This is a genomic window from Nocardia concava NBRC 100430, from assembly GCF_000308815.1.
Lineage (GTDB): Bacteria > Actinomycetota > Actinomycetes > Mycobacteriales > Mycobacteriaceae > Nocardia > Nocardia concava.
On record NZ_BAFX01000074.1, the window covers coordinates 222074 to 241306 of the forward strand.

A 19233-nucleotide genomic window follows, 5' to 3' on the forward strand; every position below is an offset into this window, starting at 1 on the left:
CGCATGAGCTGATACCGAACGAGCATCGGAATCTGTATTGTGTTCGCCTTTCGAGCATGTGAGCCTGGGCACACTCGTTTGGCAGTAAAGGAAGCATCTCCCATGCAGCAGTCGGCAACGACGCCCGCTCAGCGACGGCGGATCAGCGTCTCCTCCCTGTATTTCTTCGGAGCGCTCGGCGGCATTCTGTTCGGCTACGACCTCGGCGTCATCTCCGGTGTCCTGTTGTTCATCGTGAAGCCGTGGCACCTGGACTCTTTCGCCAAGGGCGTGATCGGCGGCTCGCTCGCGGCGGGCGCGGTGTTCGGCGCCATGATCGCCGGTCGGCTCGCCGACCGCTACGGCCGCCGCCCCACCATCATGGTGGCCGCGGTCATCTTCACCGTCGCCGTACTGGCCTGCGCGTTCGCGCCGACCTATCCGATTCTGGTGGTGGCGAGGTTCGTTACCGGCATCGCGGTCGGTTGCTCATCGGCGACTGTGCCGATGTATCTGTCGGAACTCGCGCCCACTCGGGTGCGCGGCGCGCTGTCCACGTTGAATCAGTTGATGATCGTGTCGGGCATTCTCATCGCCTACATCGTCGACTGGGCGTTGAGCGGTTCGGGCAACTGGCGGTTGATGTTCGGGCTGGCCGCGGTGCCCGCGGTGATCCTGTTCTTCGGGCTGTTCACGCTGCCGGAGACGCCGCGCTGGCTGGTCAAGGCCGGTCGCGAGGAGGAAGCCCGGCTGGTCTTGGAGCAGACTCATCGCAACGAGGACCCCGACGCCGAGCTGGAGGGCATCCGGGAGGTCATCCGCCTCGACGGCGAGCAGCGCGGGCGGCTGCGCGATCTCACCACCCGCTGGGCGCGCCCGGCGCTGGTGGTGGCGCTCATCCTCGCGATCGGCCAGCAGTTCGCCGGTACCAATGCGGTGAACCTGTACGCGCCGGACATGTTCAAGCAGTTGGGATTCGGCACCGGGAACGCGCTGTTCGCCTCGACCGTCATGGGCACCGTGAAGCTGATCTTCACCGCCTGGGTGTTCCTGATGGTGGACCGCTGGGGCCGGAAACCGTTGCTGCTGCTGGGCAATGTGATCATGGCGCTGTCGCTGTTCTCGCTGGGGCTCACCGTGCTGACCATGGGCAAGGGCACCGGAACCGGCATCGTCACGCTGATCGTGCTCAACCTGTACTGGGTGGGCTACGAATTGGGCTGGGGCGCTGTGGTGTGGGTGATGATCGCGGAGATCTTCCCGTTGCGGATCCGCGGCATCGGCACGGCCACCGCCTCGACGGTGCTGTGGGCGGCGACGTTCGCCATCACCTTCCTGTTCCCGGTGATGAGCGATCCGAAGCATCTGGGATTGGCGTACTCGGCGTGGATCTTCGCGGCGGTCAGCGTGGTGCTGTTCGTGCTGGTGCGGCGGTTCGTGCCGGAGACCAAGGGGCGCAGCCTGGAAGAGATCGAACTGGATCTGCGGGCGCGCGCGGGACGGCTGGGATGACGGTCGCGTACGTGTCCAATGCGGACAGCGGCGAGATCTCGGTCTTGCGGCTGTCCGCGGAGGGCAGCTTGGAGCCGGTGCAGACGGTGGCCGTCGGCGGCACGGTGATGCCGCTGACGGTCAGCCCCGACCACCGTCGCCTCTACGCGTCGGTGCGGTCGATGCCGTGGTCGGTTGTCTGCTTCGAGATTCACTCGGGCACGGGCGAATTGCGGGAGCAGGCGACCGTGCCGATGCTGGACAACATGGCCTACGTGTCGACCGACGGCAGCGGGCGTTACCTGCTCGCCGCGTCCTACACGGGAAATGTCGTCTCGATCAACGCGATCGGCGCGGACGGCATCGTGGCCGCGGACCCGATCGACGTACTTGGAACACCCCCGCACGCGCACTCGATCATCACCGATCCCTCCGACCGGTACCTGTTCGCGGCGGCATTGGGCGGAGATGCCGTGCTGCAGTATCGATTCGATGCGCACACCGGCCGGGCCACCCCGAACGATCCGCCATCCGTGGCCACGAAACCCGGTGCCGGGCCACGGCATCTGGTGTTCCATCCGAACGGCCGGCTGGTCTACGTCGCCAACGAGCTGGACGGCACTGTCGGCGGCTACGAATTCGATTCCGAGACCGGGCTTCTCGCGCCGATCGACACCGTCTCGGTATTGCCCGCGGGTGGATTCGACCCCTGGACGGCCGAGGTGCGTCTCACCCCCGACGGGGAACTGCTCTACGTGTCCGAGCGGCGCTCCAGCAGCATCGCCGGATTCCGCGTGGACCAGGCCACCGGCGCGCTGACACCGCTCGGCCACACCCCGACCGAAGCCTGCCCGCGCGGCATGGGAATCGATCCCACCGGCCGCTACCTGCTTGCCGCGGGCCAGGAATCGCATGCGGTAGCGTCGTACGCGATCGACCCCGACAGCGGTGCACTACACGTGGTGGATCGCCGCACGGTGGGCCGGAATCCGAACTGGGTGGAACTGGTGGCGATATGACGGACCGAGACCTGGAACTGCATGCGGGCGACGCTCTGCTGACCGTCGATGTGAGCACCGGCCGCATCGAGGCCCTGCGCCTGCGCGACTCGGAGCTCCTGCGCCGCGGCGCACACTTCGGCAGCTTCCCGATGGCCCCGTGGTGCGGCCGCCTCCGCGACGGCATCCTGCACTGGAACGGTCAGGAGTACCACTTCCCGCGCAATGCCGAACCTCACGCCATTCACGGCACCGTACGCGATCACCCGTGGGAAGTGCTGCGCCACACCGACACCGAACTGCTCCTGGCCCAGGACCTGCGCGCCCCCTGGCCGTTCCCGGGCCGCGTCACCCAGTCGTTCACCCTGTCCGATACCGCGCTCGATTTCCACATGACCGTCGAGGCCACCGCCGAACCCTTTCCGGCCCAGGTCGGCTGGCACCCCTGGTTCGAGCGCCGTCTCACCCCGGACGGCAAGGACCTGGAGCTGTCCTTCACCCCGTCCTGGCAGGAACGCCGCGCCCCCGACCACCTCCCCGACGGCACCCGCATCCCTCCGCGGCCCGGCCCTTGGGACGACTGCTTCGGCATGCCCGACGGCGTCCACGTCACCGTCACCTGGCCGGGCGCAATAGAACTGACCATCACCAGCCCGCTGCACTGGGTGGTGGTCTACGACGAACCCGCCGAAACCGTCTGCGTGGAACCCCAATCCGGCCCGCCCGACGGGCTGAACACCCTGCCCGAAGCGGTGTCTCCGGGCACTCCGCTCACCGGCGCCGCCCGCTGGAACTGGCGCTACCTAGATTGAAATGAAACGTGTTCACATAAGCGGGTTTTCGGCTAGCCTCCCTGCCATCGCATTCGGTGAGAGTGTTCGGAGAGAGGATCGTCGATGAGAAGCCTTGTGTTGAAAGCGTGTACGGTCGCGGCCATCGCCACCGGGGTCGGTGCCGCACCGGCCATGGCCGCGCCGCTGGAGTTGCAGCCCGCCGCGCCCGGTACCGCGGAGCTGGCTCCGGTGGCCGGGCTGGTTCCTGACACCGGATCCTCCGGAGTGATGAACACGATCACTTGCGGGCTGAAGAGCCTCTCGGCGTCCATGCCCTGCCTCTACACCTAGAGCGCCCGCCTTTAGGATCGGGCCATGCGGAAACCGGAGGTGGCCCGATGAGCCTGGCGACACTGCTCACCCTCGCCGATTCGCGGTTGCCGATCGGCGGGCATGTGCATTCGGGCGGGGTGGAAGAGGCCGTGGCCTCCGGGTTGTTGCGTGACGTGACCACCGTCGAGCTCTATCTGCGCCGACGCGTCCGCACCTCGGGACTGGTCGCGGCCTCCCTCGCCGCGGCCGTCACCTCCGGCGCGCTCGATCCGGCTCTGGCCGAGCTGGAGGCCGATGCGCGCACCCCGTCGCCGTCGGCTCGTACGGCCTCGCGCGCCCAGGGGCGCGGGCTGCTGCGTCTGGCCAAACAGGTGTGGCCGCAGGGTGATTGGCTTCCCCTCGGCCTGCGGCCGCACCTGTCCACCGTGTTCGGGATGGTGGGCCGGGTCTGTGGCGCGTCGCCCGAGGACATCGCGTCGGTGACCGTGTACACGACCATGACCGGTGCGGCCACCGCCGCCCAGCGACTGCTCGCGCTCGATCCCGCGGCCGTGGCGGCCTGCACCATCCGGCTCGCCGAGGTCTGCGACAGCACCGCCCGCGAGGCCGCCAAAGCGCTTGCCGCGCTCTCCGATCCGCTGCAGGACGTGCTGGCCGAACGCCACCTGCGCCGGGAGATGCCGCTGTTCGCGTCGTAGCAGGTCGCGGGGCTGGTTACATCGGGTTTACACCGCTGGGCCAGGATGAGGTGGAAAGGAGCGAACATGCCACCTCACCTCATCGACGGGGAACCGCACGATCACAGCCACGACCGCCCCAAGCGGGAGCGGACGCCGGGGGAGCCGCTCCGGATCGGGATCGGCGGACCGGTCGGATCGGGGAAGACCGCGTTGACGGCCGCCCTGTGCCGGCAGCTGCGCGACGAACTGTCGCTCGCGGTCCTGACCAATGACATCTACACCACCGAGGACGCGGACTTCCTGCGCCGGAACGCGGTGCTGCCGGACGAGCGGATCACCGCGGTCCAGACCGGCGGGTGCCCGCACACCGCCATTCGCGATGACATCACCGCGAACCTCGACGCCATCGACGACCTGATCGAGGCGAACCCGCCGCTGGATCTGATCCTGGTGGAGTCGGGCGGCGACAACCTGACCGCCACCTTCTCCTCGGGTCTGATCGACGCCCAGATCTTCGTGGTCGACGTCGCCGGTGGCGACAAGGTGCCGCGCAAGGGCGGCCCGGGTGTCACCTGGTCTGACCTCCTGGTCATCAACAAGACAGACCTCGCTCCCATGGTCGGCGCGGATCTGTCGGTGATGGACCGCGATTCGACCAAGGTCCGCGAGGGCCGCCCATTCGTGTTCACCTCCCTCACCGAGGACCCGGCGGCGACGCCGGTGCTGGCGTGGGTGCGCGAACAGCTGAAGCTGGCCGCCGAGCAGGATGCGGCGGGCACTTCCGAGCAGGGCACGGGCCTTGCCCATTCGCACTGAGTTACGGATCACCGCGACCGCCGGGGCGCTACCGCACATCCATGCGGTCGGCGGCCTGGCGGCGCGCCGCACCGGGATCGACACGGTGCACTTCATCGGCACCGCCGCAACACCTCTGGGCGGGGACGTGCTGGATATCGTTGTCTCCGTGGGCGCGGGCGCGCGCCTGGCCGTGCGCTCGGTCGCGGCCACCATCGCCCTGCCCGGCCGGGAGACACTGAAGTCCGTGGCCCACTGGCGATTCGAGGTCGCGGCGGGCGGCGAACTGGATTTCGATCCTGAGCCGACGGTTGTCGCGGGCGGAGCCGAGCACGAGACCTTCACCACCGTCCGGCTGGAAGAGGGTGCGCGCCTACACCTCCGGGAGCGCGTCCAGATCGGTCGCACCGGCGAGGACCACGGCTACTGGAGCGGCGACCTGACCGCCGACGTCGGCCCGACCCCGCTGCTGCGGCACCGCCTCGAACTCGGCGCGGACGCCCTCACCGACGACGCCTTGTCCAGCCCGCGCGCCCTGGAGAGCATCCTCACCTACCCCGACGACCGGCAATCGGAAACCACCGGCCTGGACGAGGCCCTGCTCCCATTGGCCGCGGGCGGCACACTCTTCACGCGCACCGCCCGCCTGCTCACGGTCTGATCGCCCGGGCTCCCGGAAATGCCGCCGGGCGGCACGCTGTTCGCGTACCGCCCGGTTGTCACGTCGATGGCTTGTGGCCGAACGACTCTCAGCACTCGGTGAGGTTCACGGCGAGTCCGCCGCGGGCCGTTTCCTTGTACTTGACGCTCATGTCGGCGCCGGTTTCCTTCATGGTCTTGATGACCTCGTCGAGGGAGACCTTGTGGGTGCCGTCGCCGCGCATGGCCATGCGGGCGGCGGTGACGGCCTTGACCGCGGCCATGCCGTTGCGTTCGATGCAGGGGATCTGGACCAGGCCGCCGACCGGGTCGCAGGTCAGGCCGAGGTTGTGTTCCATGCCGATCTCGGCGGCGTTCTCGACCTGTTCGGGGGTGCCGCCGATGGCCTCGGCGAACGCGCCCGCGGCCATCGAGCATGCGGACCCGACCTCACCCTGGCAGCCGACCTCGGCGCCGGAGAGCGACGCGTTCTCCTTGATGAGCATGCCGATCGCCCCTGCGGTGAGCAGGAATCGGATGATGCCCTCCTCATCGGCGCCGGGCACGAAGTTGACGTAGTGCGAGAGCACCGCGGGCAGCACCCCGGCCGCGCCGTTGGTGGGCGCGGTGACGACGCGCCCACCCGCCGCGTTCTCCTCGTTGACCGCCATAGCGTAGATGGTCGTCCACTCGGTGCGGTGCATCATCGGATCGCCCTCGGCGCGCAACTGCCGGGCCGAGGTGGCCGCGCGGCGGCGCACCTCCAGCCCGCCGGGCAGAATCCCCTCACGATTCAGCCCGCGGTTGACGCACTCCCGCATGACGTTCCAGATCTCTAGCAGCCCGGTGCGGATCTCCGCTTCACTGCGCCAAGCCTTCTCGTTCTCCATCATGAGAGAGGAGATCGAAAGCCCGGTCTCACGAGCGTGCTTCAGCAACTGCGCGCCGCTGCTGAACGGGTAGGCCAGCACCGTGGTGTCGTCCTTGTCGGGATCGGCGCACACCGAGTCCTCGTCCACCACGAACCCGCCGCCGACCGAGTAGTACGTCTTCTCCAGCAACGGAATCCCATCGCGGTCGTAGGCGAACAGCGTCATCGCATTGGCGTGGTACGGCAGCGCGCGCCGCATGTGCAGGATGAGCTGGGTCGGCTCGTCGAACGGAATCTCGTGCGTATCACCGATCTCGGTGCCCAGCAGCCGCAGCCGCTTGGTGCGGCGGATGCGCGCCACATCCTCATCGGCGACATCCGGATCGATGGTGCTGGGGGAGTGACCCTCCAGCCCGAGCAGCACCGCCTTGGGGGTGGCGTGGCCGCGGCCGGTCGCACCGAGCGAACCGAACAGTTCGACGCGGACCGAGGCGGTCTGGGACAGCAGGCCGTCTTCCTTCAGGCGGTTGGCGAAGAACTGCGCCGCGCGCATCGGGCCGACAGTGTGCGAGGAGGAGGGGCCGATACCGATGGAGAAGAAATCGAAGACTGAGAGTGCCATGACCAGACCTTTGACTGCTCGGGCTTTGGATGGGGGACGGATTGATCAGGCGGGCTGCAGATTACGGTCCGACTCGGTGCCGATCACGTCGTCGAGCGGAACGATCTCGTTCTCCTGCTCGGGCGCGGCGTCCAGCACCGGATCCGGACCGGGCAGACCCGACTCGTGGGCCTTCACGCCGGCACGCACGGCCCAGTAGTAGGTGGCCAGCGCGGCCACGGCGACCAGCGCGATATCGATGCCGCCCGGAATCAGGCCGGTGCCACCGAAATCGGGTGAACCCAGGGCGGACACGGTCGCCATGAAGATCAGGAAGGCGATCATCCACCAGGCCGGAGCCAGCTGCTGAGCGATGGTGCGCTCACCACGCTTCCACAGCACGGCCACCGCGATCGGCACGGACAGCAGCGTGATGAACACGATGCGGCCGGTATTGGGCCAGTGCGTCCAGTACAGCGCGCAGGCGGCCAGGGTGAAGGCCAGCGGGGTGATCACATTGGCCAGCGGAAGCCGGAAGGGCCGCGGCAGTTCGGGCTTGGTCTTGCGGAACACGCCCACCGCGATGGGGCCGATCAGGTAGGAGATGACCATGGCCGCGGAGACGATGCCGGCCAGCGCGTGCCAGCTGTGGCCGACGGTCAGCAGCAGGATCAGCGAGAAGGCGAGGTTCAGCCACATGGCCGGGCGGGCGGTGCCGTACTTGGGGTGCGACTCGGCCAGCTTCTTCGGGAAGAAACCGGTCTCGGCCAGGTTCTGCACCATGTACGAGGCCGAGGCCACGTTGGCGATATTGGCGCCCGACGGCGAGATGAACGCGCCGAACTGGAGCATGATGACCAGCCAGCCGAGCATCAGCAGCTTGGCGATATCGACGAACGGCGAGTTGAAATTGATTCCGACCCAGCCGTGTTCGGCGAGCTGCTCCGGCGGGACCGCACCGATGAAGGCGACCTGCAGCAGCATGTAGATGACCAGGCCGATCGACAGCGCGCCGACCAGCGCGGCCGGAATGGCCTTGCCCGGATTCTTCGCCGCGCCACCGAGATTCACCACGGCCTGGAAACCGTTGAAGGCGAACACGACACCGCAGGTGGACACCGCGGTGAGCACCGCGGCCCAGCCGTTGGGCGCGAAACCGCCGTAGCCGTGGAAGTTCTCGGTGTGGAAACCCGACGCGATCAGGGAGACGACCGCGAGCACCGGGATGCCGAACTTCACCGCGGTGAGCAGGTTGTTCACCTTGGCGAGCAGGCCGACGGACCAGTAGCAGCACAGCCACAGCACCACGGTCAGCACGAACGCCATGCCCATGCCCGCGAGCGTCAGCGAGCCGTCCTCCATCAGGCCCTGTGCCCAGGAGAAGCTCCACGACGACATGTACTGCGTACTGGCGATGGATTCGATCGGAATGAGCGCGGCGACGGCGATCCAAACCGCCCAGCCGGTAATGAAACCGAGCACCGGGCCGTGCGAGATGGAACCGAAGCGGGCCATGGATCCCGGGAACGGGTAGGCGGCGCCCACCTCCGCGTAGGACATGGCGATCAGTCCTATGAACACCGCACCGATCACCCAGGCGATAATCGCGGCCGGCCCGGCAACCTGGGCGGCCTGTCCGGCTCCGAAGAGCCAGCCCGATCCGAAGATCGAACCAATGCCAATCATGATCAGGGCGAAGAGACTCAGCCCTTTGCGGTTCGCGGTAGGTATTTCCATACCTTGGACACTACGGAGCAAACTCTCCGCGTTTAACGGACAAATGTCCTCAGTAGCACCGGTGTTGGATCACGTCAATGGCGCTCCCACCCGCTCTCCGGATCACATATTGGGCGCCCAGCACATGACCTGCAACACATTTTCGGGGTGTGAATTGGCGGATGCGCGCAGGCCGTCAGTGATCGGCGGCCCGCCGGTGAAAGGTCAGCGGCATGGCGTCGAGGTGGAAGGCTGTCGCCGTGGTTTCTCGATCGCGACTGAAAACGACTCGGGTGGTGCCCATTCCGAACGCGGTCAGATCCGCGCGGAAGACGTACGGGTCCTTGTCGTCGTCGGGCCACAGTGAAATGGCCCGGGACAGTTGGGGTATCGGGCTGATCACGCGCAGCGCGAGTGAGCCGCGGTGCACGGTGATGTGTGCCGCGGGGAGGAACCACTTCTGGATGTCGCGCAGTGCGCCGGGGAAGGTGTAGCGGCCACACAGCTCGGTCCAGAGCTCGGGACGCTGCGGCAGATCGGTTCGGATCGTCTCCGGCGCGACACCGAGCAGTGTCCGCATCAAGGCGGACATCTCGGTGCCCAGCCACTGCTTGCCGCCGCGCACGCCATTGGTGAACGCCAGGATGCCCACGTTGTCGTCGGGGGCCAGGGTCAGCTGGGAACTGAATCCGGAGACCAGCCCGTCGTGGTCGACGGTGGCGTGGCCGTCGAGGTCATGGCGGAAGAATGCCAGCCCCATGCCCGGAATGCGAGGATCCGGTTGATACTGCGGCGCGAACATGCTCGCGAGTGTCGCGGGCTGCCCCACCGATCCGTACTGATTGCGACCCGCACCCAGCAGAGCGGCGACGTAGCGGGCCATGTCGCGGGTGCTCGAATAGATCGCGCCGGCGCCCACGGTCACGATGTCGCGATCGGGCGGTACTCGTGGCGATGTCGGCCGATCCGTGACCGTGGAACCAGCACAGCTCCCCGTCTCGCACCACCGCCGCCGCGAAACCCACTGCGGCATGGCGATGCAGCAGCCGCTGCACCTCTCGGGATAGGTCGTCGCTTTCGGACACGATGGATCCTCCGCCCACTCGTCGCCCGTCCGAGCCATGGACCGGCGCCTCGGAGTTCGACCCTGCCCGAATGCGGGTCCCGGCACCGGAGTCCGCCGCCCTCGCCCGCCGGAACCAACGTCACCGGCGCACGCGGTGGTATCCCTCGCGTGCGCGGCGGGAACCGGACCTCACCGCCGGTTCCCACCGCGAGCGCACATCAGCTCATCGCAGAGCTTCGTTCAAGCGGGCTGTCGTCGAAAGGAATTCAGCGAAACACTCAGTCGCCGACGACGCGGGGTGGTGCGTTGAACGCATTCACCGCGCCCACAGCGGCACCGACCGCGGCACCCGCGGCGGCTGCGGGAATGGCGATGACCGCAGCGCCGAATGCGGCGCCGAGGGCGGGACCGGCGACCAGGCCGACCGGAACGAAACCGGCGCCGACGACGAGCCCCACGACACCGCCGACGGCGGCGGAGGTGAGCTCGATCGGGGCGGCGGTGGCGGCTCCGGCGACAGCGCCCAGGGCGGCGGTGCCGATGGTCTGCCCGGCAATGCGGTCGGAGCGGGAACGCTCCATGCCGATCGAGTCGAGGAAGGTGGCGAGATTCGCCTCGACCTGCGCGGCATTGTCATTGATCTGGATCGACTGTTCCTTGTCGATCCAGTCGGGAGCCGGGACCTGCACATCGCCGAACCGGAACATGCCGGGCGGCGGGGCGATCGGCGGCACGGCCGGAACCGGGGCGGGCGGGTGCAGCACGCCGACGGGGGCCAGGTAACTCTTGTCCGGTGCCTGTCGCGACCATTGGATGGAGCTCTTGGTATCGCCCGGAATGTGCAGGCCCTCATAGGGATTCACATTCGGGGAGTCGGCCGCGGGCCACTGGGGCTTGGGCGCGTCGTCGTGCTGCGCCACCGGAGCGACGTCGGACGGTGCGGCATTGGCTGCGCCGGATCCGACAATCGCCAGGACTAGCGGTACCGCGCCTGCCGCCACCACGTTTCCGACCTTGTTGCGATGGGGGTTCAGTGCTCGGTGCTTACCTGCGGCCATGCAATGCCTCTCTTCAGGGGAACATCGACGCTCGACATTCGAACCCACCGGTCACCCGGATTGGTGGGGAAACGGACGATCGAAAATCGTTGTCATAACTGAGAATTAGCTAACTGGCCGGTAGCTGGACACCGAAAAGGCCGGAATCCCTGGTGAGGGATTCCGGCCTCGTTAGAGCGGCTATCACCCGTCGATAGCTGATGCGTCGGCTACCGCGGTGCCCTCATCGACCGTGGTGGCCTCGTCGACCGGGCCGACCGGGGTGGCCGGAGCCAGGTAACCGTTCACAGCGCCCACGGCACCGCCGATGACGGCGCCAACCGTCGCGGCGGGCACCGCGATCAGGGTGGCGGCCGCCGTCGCGCCCACCGCCGGGCCGAAGACCCAGCCCGCGGGTGCGAACGGTGTGCCCGCCATCGCGCCGATGAACCCGCCCATGACCCCACCGGCGATCTCCAGCGGGGCGGCCACGCCCACACCCACCGCCGCGCCCACGGCCGCGGTGCCCACGGTCTGCGCGGCCATGCGATCCGAACGGCTCGGCTCGAAACCGGCCGAATCGTAGGTGCGGGCCAGCTCCGCCTCCGCGCCCGCGGCGAGCGCGTTCACCTGGGCGGCCTGCTCCGGATTCAGCCAGGCCGGAATGTCGACCTGGGTGTCGCCGAAGCGCAGCTTGCCCTCCGGTGCGGCGATGGGCGCGACATCGGGCGCGGCCATCGGATCGGGCTGGTGCAGCTTGCTCTGATCGACCGGCGCGAGCGGCGCGTTGGGGATGTCCCGCACGCCGGTGGCCGAATTGCGGCCGACCCGCACGGGCATGGCCGGAGCGGGCTGATCGACCAGGCTGCCCGGCTCGAGCGCGTCGGCCGGGGTGGCCTCGGCGGCAGCGCCCTCGACCTCGGCGGCGGTGGCGTCGAGGTAGGTGTGCACCCCGTCGGCCATGGTCTGCGGGACCGGCACCGCGATCTTGCCGAAGGGCGTGTCGATGACCACGCCCGGCTTCGCGTCGGTGCCGTCAGGCGCGGTGGCGGCGGGCTGATTGTCGACCACGGCCGGCTGGTTCTCGTCGGACGAAACCGGCTCGGCCGCACTGGTTCCCGCGGTGGCGAGGGCGGCGACCAGCGGAAGCGCGCCCGCGACCGCCAGGGAACCCAGGCGCCGTCGCACTGTGCTCGATTCGCGAACCAAATCGACCGGTTGGCGTTTGCCCATGAATGACCTCTCTCCCGAATGTCAACGGATGTCGAACATTCGGATCCGGCCGGTGTGCCGGATTGGTCGGGACACGCGGCCCGGTCAGGCCATTATTGATACCGCGCGGGAGGTTCGGTTCAGCCCGCGCGCTGTCCCGTGGATTCGCCGGGTTTGTCGGTCGCCACGGATTTGCCGTTCCCCGAGGAGGATTCGACGCCGATCTGCTTGGCCAGCTGCGCCGCCTCGGTGGGATCGTCGAGCGCCTCGAGCGCGAGCCGCGCGAACACCCACTGCTCGGTCGCGGCCATCTGACCGCGGTGGCGGCCCAGGAAGGAGACGAACCATTCGAGCACGGTGACGAAGCGGCTGCGGAAGCCGACCAGGTACCACAGGTGCAGGCCCAGCCACGCCAGCCAGGCGATGAAACCGCTGAACTCGAGCTTGCCGACCTGGCAGACCGCGTTGAACCGCGACACCGTGGCCATCGAGCCCTTGTCGAAGTACTTGAAGGGCTTGCGGTCCTCGACCTTCTGCTTGCCCGCGACCTCGGCCTTGATGGCCTTCGCCGCGTAGGTGCCGCCCTGGATCGCGCCCTGCGCCTGCCCGGGCACGCCCGGCACCGACATCAGGTCGCCGACCACGAAGACGTTCGGGTAGCCCTTGATGGTGAGGTCCGGCTCCACGATGACGCGGCCGGCCCGGTCGACCTCGGTGCCCTTGGACTTGTCGGCCAGGATCTTGCCCAGCCCGCTGGCCTGCACACCGGCCGACCACACCTTGCACGCGGATTCGATGCGCCGCACGGTGCCGTCCGGGTCCTTCACGGTGACGCCGCGCGCGTCCACATTGGTGACGATGGCGTTGAGCTGGATCTCCACGCCCATCTTCTCCAGCCGGTGCTGGGCCTTCATGCCGAGCTTGGGGCCCATGGGCGCGAGCACCGCGCCGGCGCCCTCGACCAGGATGACGCGGGCGTCGCGGGTGTCGATATTGCGGAAGGTGCCGTCGAGGGTGCGGTCGGCGAGTTCGGCGATCTGCCCGGCCAATTCGACGCCGGTGGGTCCCGCGCCGACCACCACGAAGGTCATGAACCGGTCGCGGGTCTCCTGATCGGTGGCCAGCTCGGCCTCTTCGAAGGAGCCCAGGATGCGCGCGCGCAGCTCGAGCGCGTCGTCGATGGTCTTCATGCCGGGCGCGTAGGTGGCGAAGTGGTCGTTGCCGAAGTAGGACTGCTGCGCGCCCGCGGCCACGATGAGGCTGTCGAACGGGGTGACGTAGTCCTGGTTGAGCAGGCGCGAGGTGACCTGGCCGCCCTCGACGTCGACATCGGTGACCTCACCCATGATGACCCGCACGTTCTCCTGTTTGCGCAGCACGATGCGGGTGGCGGGCGCGATCTCGCCGACGGACAGGATGCCGGTCGCGACCTGGTACAGCAGCGGCTGGAACAGGTGCGTGGAGGTCTTGGAGATGAGAGTGATGTCGACATCGGCCTTGCGCAGGTGCTTGCAGGCGAACAGTCCACCGAACCCGGACCCGATCACCACGACCCGATGGCGCTGTGCGACGGATTTCTCGGCGTTCATCTAGTTCCTGCTCCTCGCCAGACGGTGAAACTACGACAACTCACCCGTAACGGTAGTGCAGTGTGAGTCGCGACGACCAATCAGGACCGACCGAAAACAGACCTTTTAGACAACCTTCTCGAACATACAAGATCGGCGGTCGTTAGGCCGGGATTCCCGGGCGGTCCCGTGGCGAGGGTCCGTCAGTGTTCTCGGAACAGCTGTTCAGCGGCCGCTGAACAGCAATTGGGCCACGTGCGTGGTGGTTTCGGAGCCGTCGGCGTAGCCGCCCTGATCGCCCTGTTCGGTCATGATCGCGAGGGTGTAGCGCTCACCCGGCCCGGCGAAGCCGACCGAATTGACCACCCAGCCACCCTGTTCGTCGGACCAGCCGTTCTTGAGGCCCGGGTTCATGGCCGCGCCCGCGCCCCACACGCCCCAGTGCTGGTTGGTGTCGACTCGGCGCATGCGGTCGACGAGGTAGGCGCGGTCGTCGGGGTGCATGCGGGTCAGCACATTGTCCATGAGCCGGTCCAGGTCGGCGGGGGAGCACTGCTGGAAACCCCAGTCCGGGAACAGCTTGACCTGCTCGAGGGAGGTGGTGGGCGGCATGGGGACCAGACCGGTCATGCCGTTGGCGCGGAAGGCGTTGTTGAAGGCCATCCGATCGAAGCCGGCGTACTTGTTCCAGAGGATGTCGGCGGCATTGTCGTTCGAGGTAGCCAGCATGGACTCCATGAGCGCGCGGTCGTCGGGGCCCAGCTGGATGGCGCCGATGCGGGCGCGGTTCAGCAGATCCTCCGCGATTGCCAGCTTGATGGTCGACGCGGTCCAGAAGTTGGTGTCGGCGTTGCCATTTCGATAAACACCGCCGGTGACGCGGTCGCGCATGACATAGCCGGTGACGCCGGGGCGGCTGGCGATGTAAAGGTCGGCCGCGGCAATGCGGTTGCTCATATCGGCATCGAATCCGGCGACCGGACCGCGGGTATGGACGAGCCCATTCGCATTCGCGGGCGCCGCGCCCGCGATCGGGACGAAGGCGGGTGCGGCCGGAATCAGGGCCGCGGCAGCGAGGACACAAGCGGAGGAGGCCACGCGCCGGGCCTTGGGGGAACGCACGAGGGAACACAATAGAGGGGACAATGCCCGATACGCACGTCTTGCAGGACAACCGCGCTTCTGTTATCGAATCGACACTGTCGCACCGATTTTCGTGCTCGTCAGCGGAAAGCCGCCTGTAGCTCTTCGATACTGCGGCCATTGAGGCGATAGCAGTGCTCGAATGCCTCGGTGTGCCGCTCGCGCGGCCAGGACTGTAGAACCACGCCGCGCCCGTAATGTCGGGAGTTGACGAGTTCCCAGCGGTCTCCCACCCGGCGAACCGTGAAACCGGTTCTGGGCACCAGGGGAATCACCGACGCAGACATCGACGCGAACCAGCCTTTCGGTACAAAATCTCCAGCCTCACCAACGAAGACCTCCCCGAAACGCACTGTCGCATACCACACTCGAATTTCGGGGTGACGCGCCCTAGCAAACCATCGGCGTGTGGCAGGTGTCACCCGGCGAGCCGTGAGGCGTGGTGTTTGCATGTCGTTCGCCGACTGTATAAACACAGCACGTGCACATTCACCGGGCCGAACGGGCGGACACGCTTGCCGACGCGCTGGCCGAGCTGCTCAGCGATCCGCTCGGTGATCCGTTCACCCCGGAAGTGGTCGCGGTTCCCGCCAAGGGAATCGAGCGCTGGCTGACCCAGCGACTGGCGACCGTACTCGGTTGCGGGGGTGCGGCCGGAAGTGTCACCGGGGTTGACGGCATTTCGGCCAATATCGATTTCGCGGACCCGGCCGCCTTGGTGGCGACGGTGCTCGCGGAGGCGACCGGTGTGGATCCCGAACAGGATCCGTGGTCGCCGGAGCGCTTGGTGTGGACGCTGCTGCCGGTGCTCGACGAGGTGCTGTCCGAGTCGTGGGCGGCGGTGCTGGCACGGCATCTCGGGCACGGGGACGCGGGCGGGTACCGGGTCGGGCGCCGGTACGCCACGGCGGCGCGGATCGCGTCGCTGTTCGACAGTTATGCCGCGCAGCGTCCGGCGATGATGACCGACTGGGCCGACGGCCGCGATACCGACGGGGCCGGGAATGCGCTGCCGCCGGATCTGCTGTGGCAGCCGCTGCTGTGGCGGCGGCTGCGCGGGGTGGTGGGGGTGCCGAGTCCGGCCGAGCGGCTGGGCGCGGCGTGTGCGCGGCTGCGGGCGGAGCCGTCGATCGTGTCGCTGCCGGAACGGATTTCGCTGTTCGGGGTGACACGGCTGACCACCGATCAGCTGGAGGTGCTCTCGGCACTGTCGTCGGGGCGGCAGGTGCACCTGTGGCTGGTGCATCCCAGTCCGGCGCTGTGGACCAAGCTGGCCGATGCCGAGGTGATCCCGAATTCCGGTGTGCGGGTGCGGCATCCGCTGCTGGCGGCGCTGGGGCGGGATGTGCGGGAGCTGCAGCAGCGGCTGTCGGGCTACGACCACATCGATACCTATCATCCGCGGCCGGAGGCGGTGGGGCCGCGGACACTGCTGTCGGAGCTGCAGGCGGCGGTGCGGCAGGACCGGTGGTCGCTCATGCCGGAGCCGAGCCTGGCCGACGGGACGATCGCGGTGCACTCGTGTCATGGGCCGTCGCGGCAGGTCGAGGTGCTGCGGGATGCCTTGCTCGGAATCTTCAGCGCCGACCCGACGCTGGAGCCGCGCGACGTCATCGTCATGTGCCCGGATGTCGAGAGCTACGCGCCGCTGGTGCGGGCGGCGTTCGGGCAGTGGTCCCTGGACGGGGCCGAGCCGGGGCATCCGGCGCACGGGTTGCGGGTGCGGCTGGCCGACCGGGCGCAGCGGGCGGTGAATCCGCTGCTGGATGTGGTCGGGACACTGCTGGAGTTGGCCGACGGCCGCGTCACTGTGACGGAGGCGCTGGATCTGTGTGCGGCGGAACCGGTTCGGCTGCGCTGCGGATTCGACGACGACGATATCGAGCGGCTGCGGGAATGGGCCACCGAGACCGGCGCGCGGTGGGGGATCGGGCAGCGGCAGCGGCAGGCGTTCGGGCTGGGGGACTTCGCGCAGAACACCTTGAACGCGGCGGTGGATCGCATTCTGCTGGGGGTGGCGGCGGGCGAATCCAGCGAGGACTGGCTGGATCTGGTGCTGCCGCTCGATGACGTGGACAGCAATGACATCGATCTGTCGGGGCGGTTCGCGGAATTCGTGGACCGGCTGGCGGTGTGCCTGCGGGATCTGCGCGGGTCCACGCTGGAGGAACCGGCCGGGTCGGCGCGGCCGGCGGCGGAGTGGGCGGCGGTGCTCGGGCGGGCGCTGGATCTGCTGACCGAGGTGCCGGTGACGCAGGGGTGGATGGCGGTGCAGGCACGCCGGGAGCTGGCCACGGCGCTGGAGCCCGCAGGGCGGATTCCGTTGCGGCTCAGTGATATCGGGGCCTTGTTGACGGCGCGGCTGGCTGGGCGGCCGTCGCGGGCCAACTTCCGGACCGGGGAGCTGACGGTGTGCACCATGGTGCCGATGCGGTCGGTACCGCATCGGGTGGTGGTGCTGCTCGGACTCGATGACGAAGTGTTCCCGCGTACGGGTGGTGTGGACGGTGACGATGCGCTGGCGCGGCATCGGCTGCCCGGGGATCGGGATCCGCGCAGTGAGGATCGGCAGTTGCTGCTGGACGCGATCATGGCGGCCGGGGAGCGACTGGTGTTGCTGCACACCGGATCCGATCCGGTGTCGGGTGCGCATCGGCCGCCCGCGATCCCGCTGGCCGAACTGCTCGACACCGTGCGCGCGCACGTCGGGGCGGCCGCCATGGATCGGGTGGTGACGCGACACCCGTTGCAGCCCTTCGATCGTCGCAATTTCCGGGTCGAGGAGCCGTTCAGTTTCGACACCGTCGCGCTGGCGGGTGCGCAGGCCGCGGGGCGTGCGCCGACGCCGCGGCCGCTGTTCCTGCCGACACCGCTGCCGGAGGTCGAACGCGGTGATGTGGAGCTCGCGGATCTGGTGTCCTTCGCCGAGCATCCGGTGCGGGCATTCCTGTGGCAGCGCTTGGGGATTCGCGTGCCCGAGGAAGAGGAGGAGATCGCCGATCGCCTCCCCATTGAGCTCGACGGGCTCACCAAATGGAATATGGGCGAGCGCATGCTGAGCGCGCGGCTCACCGGCGTCGACCCGAATGTGTTGCGGGCCGCGGAATGGCGGCGCGGCACGCTGCCGCCGTTCAGCCTGGGCGCGGCCGTGCTCGACGAGGTGGAGGGGACCGTCGACCAGCTGGTCCGCGTCGCCCGGCCGCTGCACGAAATCCCTTCCCGCACCATCGATATCGCCGTCGACCTGGGTGAGGGCCGCCGCCTCACCGGCACCGTCCCCGACGTCCACGACGACGCCCTGCTGCGCACCACCTACTCGCGCCTCGCGCCCAAACATCGCATGGCCGCCTGGATCCGGCTGCTCGCCCTGGCCGCGACCGGCACCCACCAGAGCTGGCGCGCCCTCACCATCGGGCGCGGCAAACACAACCGCCCCGCCTGGCAATCCACCCTCACCGCCCCGCCCGCGGCCCTGTCCCGCGGCATCCTGCGCGAACTGGTCGCCATCCGCGACGAGGGCCTCACCGAACCACTTCCCATCGCCCCCGCCGCCTCCGCCGTCTACGCCGAACGCCGCCTCGCCGGCGGCACCCCCGACGACGCCCTGCTGGCCGCCGAACAGGAATTCGACGGCCGCTTCGGCGAGAACACCGACCGCTACCTCCGCCACATCCTCGGCCCCAATCCCCGCTTCCACCAGCTCACCGAAGCCGCCGCCCCCGCCCTGCCGGGCATCGAATCCGAACCGACCCGTTTCGGCGAACTGGCGCGCCGCCTGTGGAATCCGTTGCTCACCAACGAGAATCAAGGCCAACCGTGACCGCCCCGAGGAGGAACCCCCTGTCCGGCACCCCGTCCCGTCATTCCGGCCTGTCGACGGCCGGAATCCGCCCGCGTGGATTCCGGCCGCGCCGGGACGACCAGGGGAGCCCCGCGTGACCGACGACCTGTTCTCCCTCACCGACCCGGACCTGGCCCCGCGCCCGGCCACCCGCGGCCGCCGACGCACCGACGGCTCGGCGGGCGAGGCTCGACGCCATCGCGAGGCCGCCCCGACCCAGCCCGAAGTGCCCGACCTGTTCGCGCTCTCGTCCGAGTCCGAGCCGCGGCCGGGGCCTGCCGCCGCCGATGACACGTCGACGGGCCAGACGTTGTGGGATGCGCCTCGCGCGGCCGGAGATTCGGCCGACCAGGCGGAAACCACTGCGCCGGAGCCGGATCCGGCGGCCACTGACCCCGACCCGGCTCCGGCGGACGGGATTTTCGCGGCCGGGCACGATGCCCACGCCCCGGCCGCCACGGCCGTCGGCGACGGGCTCTGGGACGCGGAG

Annotated in this window: 16 protein-coding genes; 8 read left to right on the forward strand and 8 right to left on the reverse strand. The window is 68.6% G+C overall.

Features of this window, described 5'->3' with window-relative positions; genetic code table 11:
* Positions 1-102: 102 nt before the first annotated feature.
* The 7 genes from ON43_RS15460 (at position 103) to ON43_RS15490 (ending at position 5710) form a co-directional block, all read left to right on the forward strand.
* Positions 103-1491: a sugar porter family MFS transporter gene (locus ON43_RS15460; protein WP_083913436.1), complete on the forward strand. Its 1389-nt coding sequence runs from the start codon at positions 103-105 to the stop codon at positions 1489-1491.
* Positions 1488-2489 carry a lactonase family protein gene (locus tag ON43_RS15465; RefSeq protein ID WP_040808021.1) on the forward strand — a complete coding sequence of 334 codons (1002 nt, stop codon included), beginning with the start codon at positions 1488-1490 and terminating at the stop codon, positions 2487-2489. Before ON43_RS15460 ends, ON43_RS15465 begins: the two co-directional genes overlap by 4 nt.
* Positions 2486-3280 (forward strand): aldose epimerase family protein, encoded by a 795-nt coding sequence (locus tag ON43_RS15470; protein ID WP_040808022.1) that lies wholly within the window; start codon positions 2486-2488, stop codon positions 3278-3280. The genes ON43_RS15465 and ON43_RS15470 overlap by 4 nt, the downstream gene beginning before the upstream one ends.
* An 84-nt stretch (positions 3281-3364) precedes the next feature.
* A complete protein-coding gene (locus ON43_RS15475; RefSeq protein WP_157514050.1) occupies positions 3365-3592 on the forward strand; it encodes a hypothetical protein in 228 nt (75 codons plus the stop codon).
* Positions 3593-3639: 47 nt separating this feature from the next.
* Positions 3640-4272 carry an urease accessory protein UreF gene (locus ON43_RS15480; protein WP_040808024.1) on the forward strand — a complete coding sequence of 211 codons (633 nt, stop codon included), beginning with the start codon at positions 3640-3642 and terminating at the stop codon, positions 4270-4272.
* A gap of 66 nt (positions 4273-4338) precedes the next feature.
* Positions 4339-5070: an urease accessory protein UreG gene (gene ureG / locus ON43_RS15485; protein WP_040808026.1), complete on the forward strand. Its 732-nt coding sequence runs from the start codon at positions 4339-4341 to the stop codon at positions 5068-5070.
* Positions 5060-5710, forward strand: coding sequence for an urease accessory protein UreD (locus ON43_RS15490; protein ID WP_040808187.1), 651 nt, complete (start codon positions 5060-5062; stop codon positions 5708-5710). The genes ureG and ON43_RS15490 overlap by 11 nt, the downstream gene beginning before the upstream one ends.
* Positions 5711-5798: 88 nt before the next feature.
* Here ON43_RS15490 and ON43_RS15495 read toward each other — a convergent pair whose 3' ends face one another.
* The 8 genes from ON43_RS15495 to ON43_RS15530 all read right to left on the reverse strand — a co-directional run bounded on the left by ON43_RS15495 (position 5799) and on the right by ON43_RS15530 (position 15255).
* The gene (locus ON43_RS15495; RefSeq protein WP_040808027.1) at positions 5799-7181 is read right to left on the reverse strand and encodes an L-serine ammonia-lyase; all 1383 of its coding nucleotides are present in this window, start codon (positions 7179-7181) and stop codon (positions 5799-5801) included.
* 45 nt (positions 7182-7226) lie between these two features.
* Positions 7227-8897 (reverse strand): APC family permease, encoded by a 1671-nt coding sequence (locus ON43_RS15500; protein WP_051178478.1) that lies wholly within the window; start codon positions 8895-8897, stop codon positions 7227-7229.
* A gap of 175 nt (positions 8898-9072) precedes the next feature.
* Complete coding sequence (locus ON43_RS15505) at positions 9073-9999, reverse strand: serine hydrolase domain-containing protein (RefSeq protein ID WP_083913437.1); 927 nt, start codon at positions 9997-9999, stop codon at positions 9073-9075.
* A 221-nt stretch (positions 10000-10220) separates the two neighbouring features.
* A complete protein-coding gene (locus tag ON43_RS15510; protein WP_063712553.1) occupies positions 10221-11000 on the reverse strand; it encodes a hypothetical protein in 780 nt (259 codons plus the stop codon).
* Between the two features lie 183 nt (positions 11001-11183).
* Positions 11184-12167 (reverse strand): hypothetical protein, encoded by a 984-nt coding sequence (locus ON43_RS42525; RefSeq protein ID WP_157514052.1) that lies wholly within the window; start codon positions 12165-12167, stop codon positions 11184-11186.
* A 164-nt stretch (positions 12168-12331) separates the two neighbouring features.
* Positions 12332-13780, reverse strand: a complete 1449-nt coding sequence (locus tag ON43_RS15520) for an NAD(P)/FAD-dependent oxidoreductase (protein ID WP_051178481.1) — start codon at positions 13778-13780, stop codon at positions 12332-12334.
* A 204-nt stretch (positions 13781-13984) separates the two neighbouring features.
* The gene (locus ON43_RS15525) at positions 13985-14893 is read right to left on the reverse strand and encodes a serine hydrolase (RefSeq protein WP_040808028.1); all 909 of its coding nucleotides are present in this window, start codon (positions 14891-14893) and stop codon (positions 13985-13987) included.
* 89 nt (positions 14894-14982) lie between these two features.
* Positions 14983-15255, reverse strand: coding sequence for a hypothetical protein (locus ON43_RS15530; protein WP_245568604.1), 273 nt, complete (start codon positions 15253-15255; stop codon positions 14983-14985).
* 128 nt (positions 15256-15383) lie between these two features.
* Between ON43_RS15530 and recC the strand changes: the two genes are divergently transcribed.
* Positions 15384-18722, forward strand: a complete 3339-nt coding sequence (gene recC, locus ON43_RS15535; RefSeq protein ID WP_040808031.1) for an exodeoxyribonuclease V subunit gamma — start codon at positions 15384-15386, stop codon at positions 18720-18722.
* Positions 18723-19233: the final 511 nt, after the last annotated feature.

Bases quoted from the DNA above. Each gene is read 5' to 3' on its own strand.
- ON43_RS15460 (WP_083913436.1), top strand. From the start codon at position 103: ATGCAGCAGTCGGCAACGACGCCCGCTCAGCGACGGCGGATCAGCGTC.
- ON43_RS15465 (WP_040808021.1), top strand. From the start codon at position 1,488: ATGACGGTCGCGTACGTGTCCAATGCGGACAGCGGCGAGATCTCGGTC.
- ON43_RS15470 (WP_040808022.1), top strand. From the start codon at position 2,486: ATGACGGACCGAGACCTGGAACTGCATGCGGGCGACGCTCTGCTGACC.
- ON43_RS15475 (WP_157514050.1), top strand. From the start codon at position 3,365: ATGAGAAGCCTTGTGTTGAAAGCGTGTACGGTCGCGGCCATCGCCACC.
- ON43_RS15480 (WP_040808024.1), top strand. From the start codon at position 3,640: ATGAGCCTGGCGACACTGCTCACCCTCGCCGATTCGCGGTTGCCGATC.
- ureG (WP_040808026.1), top strand. From the start codon at position 4,339: ATGCCACCTCACCTCATCGACGGGGAACCGCACGATCACAGCCACGAC.
- ON43_RS15495 (WP_040808027.1), bottom strand. From the start codon at position 7,181: ATGGCACTCTCAGTCTTCGATTTCTTCTCCATCGGTATCGGCCCCTCC.
- ON43_RS15500 (WP_051178478.1), bottom strand. From the start codon at position 8,897: ATGGAAATACCTACCGCGAACCGCAAAGGGCTGAGTCTCTTCGCCCTG.
- ON43_RS15505 (WP_083913437.1), bottom strand. From the start codon at position 9,999: ATGGCTCGGACGGGCGACGAGTGGGCGGAGGATCCATCGTGTCCGAAA.
- ON43_RS15510 (WP_063712553.1), bottom strand. From the start codon at position 11,000: ATGGCCGCAGGTAAGCACCGAGCACTGAACCCCCATCGCAACAAGGTC.
- ON43_RS15520 (WP_051178481.1), bottom strand. From the start codon at position 13,780: ATGAACGCCGAGAAATCCGTCGCACAGCGCCATCGGGTCGTGGTGATC.